Source organism: Maribacter arenosus (assembly GCF_014610845.1).
Classification (GTDB): domain Bacteria; phylum Bacteroidota; class Bacteroidia; order Flavobacteriales; family Flavobacteriaceae; genus Maribacter_A; species Maribacter_A arenosus.
The window spans coordinates 1-2,045 of sequence record NZ_JABTCG010000020.1 but is presented as its reverse complement, the minus strand read 5'-3'; the positions used below and the strand labels follow the sequence as shown (position 1 = coordinate 2,045).

General features: G+C 46.7%; 3 protein-coding genes. All 3 read left to right on the top strand.

Annotated elements, in window-relative coordinates:
* The coding region (locus tag HPE63_RS18660) for a T9SS type B sorting domain-containing protein (RefSeq protein ID WP_188315724.1) at positions 1-116 on the top strand (116 nt) is incomplete at its 5' end.
* Between the two features lie 110 nt (positions 117-226).
* Positions 227-1,111 (top strand): ACP S-malonyltransferase, encoded by an 885-nt coding sequence (gene fabD, locus HPE63_RS18445; RefSeq protein WP_188315779.1) that lies wholly within the window; start codon positions 227-229, stop codon positions 1,109-1,111.
* Positions 1,112-1,272: 161 nt separating this feature from the next.
* Positions 1,273-2,045, top strand: a 773-nt coding sequence (locus HPE63_RS18440) for a hypothetical protein (protein WP_188315778.1), incomplete at its 3' end; no start/stop codon positions are given.

The following is a 2,045-nucleotide window of genomic DNA, read 5'->3' as shown; positions in this document are numbered from 1 at the left end:
ATACTTGGGACGGTACCCGTAACAATACGGATGTACCCAAAGGCACCTACTTCTATGTTCTGGATTTAGGGGATGGCTCGGAGGTCAGAAAAGGGTGGATCCAAATCATAAGATAATAAGAAAGATCGATGAATAATCCCCTGCTATATTTCCAAGCCCGAAATCCCTGATTTAGAAAGAATAATCCTTATTTTTGAATTCCAAAAACTTTAAAATACCCAACATAATGAAAGCATATATATTTCCAGGACAAGGGGCCCAATTCGTAGGTATGGGATTAGATCTATATGAAAATTATCCAAAGGCACAGGAATTGTTTGAACAAGCCAATGAAATTCTCGGCTTTGCCATTACGGATACCATGTTCGAAGGCACCAATGATGATTTAAAACAGACCAAAGTTACGCAACCAGCCATCTTTCTTCATTCGGTGATTTTGAGTAAGATCATGGGGGAACATTTTAAACCTGATATGGTGGCCGGCCATTCCCTTGGGGAATTTTCCGCCTTGGTGGCCAATGGGGTATTGAATTTTGAAGACGGATTGCGCTTGGTTTCAAAAAGGGCCACAGCCATGCAAAAAGCCTGTGAACTGCAACCGGGTACCATGGCCGCGGTACTGCGACTGGAAGATGAAGTGGTCGAAAAAATATGTAAGGAAACCCCCGGAATCGTGGTAGCTGCCAATTACAATTGCCCGGGACAATTGGTTATTTCCGGTGAAGTGGAGGCCATTAATGATGCCTGTGAGCGGTTAAAGGCTGCAGGTGCCCGTAGGGCGATGGTATTGCCCGTTGGCGGCGCATTCCACTCTCCTCTAATGCAGCCTGCGGAAGAAGAATTGGCGTCCGCCATCAAAGCTACGAACTTTGCTACCCCTAAATGTCCGATTTACCAAAATGTAACCGCTTCGGCAGTAAATAATGCCGACGAAATAAAAAGGAATCTGATTGCCCAATTAACGGCTCCCGTAAAATGGACACAGAGTGTTCGCAACATGGTAAAAGATGGGGCGACCCAATTCACGGAAGTAGGCCCAGGCAAGGTATTGCAAGGCTTGGTAAATAAAATTGAGCCAACGGTTGAAGCTACTTCGGCCGAATTGTCGTAAGGGGCATATATTCAACAAATTGCATTTGAACCAATAAAGCCAGTTTTAAACCCAGGAATTAAGGGAATCGCTGTTTTTTTAGTAATATTGAGCCCCTACTTTTAGTGTAAACCTTCTTATAACACTGTATATTAAAATACAAGTTGTTTAAAGGACAGTCTATGAAAAAGAAAAGAAAGAAAAATATGTTCCCCCCAATTCTAAGTATACCCAACATTTCCAAAAAGCTATTGTTATTTGGCGCATTTCTTTTGTTGGGTTTTAGTGGGTATGGGCAGGTGCCAACTGGTTATTCAGTTGTGATAGATCAAGATCCTATAAACTCGATTAATGAAACAGCGGTAAGCTTCACTTTTTCGGGTGCCGTAATCGGTACGACCTACAATTATACGTTCACCAGTAGTGGCGGCGGTACCCCTGTAACGGGAACCGGCACCGTGGCATCCGCTGGTCAGACGATATCCGGGATCAACCTGAGCGGATTGGGCGATGGCACGATTACCCTGAGCGCTACCTTGACCAATGTGAACGGCACGGGCGCAGCGGCCACGGACACTTCGACCAAAGCTACCGCAACACCATCGGGATATACCGTGGCTATAAACCAAGATCCCATCAACTCGGGCAATGAGACAGCGGTAAGCTTCACTTTTTCGGGTGCCGTAATCGGTACGACCTACAATTATACGTTCACCAGTAGTGGCGCAGGCACCCCTGTAACGGGAACCGGCACCGTGGCATCCGCTGGTCAGACGATATCCGGGATCAACCTGAGCGGATTGGGCGATGGCACGATTACCCTGAGCGCTACCCTGACCAATGTGAACGGCACGGGCGCAGCGGCCACGGACACTTCGACCAAAGCTACCGCAACACCATCGGGATATACCGTGGCTATAAACCAAGATCCCATCAACTCGGGCAATGAGACAGC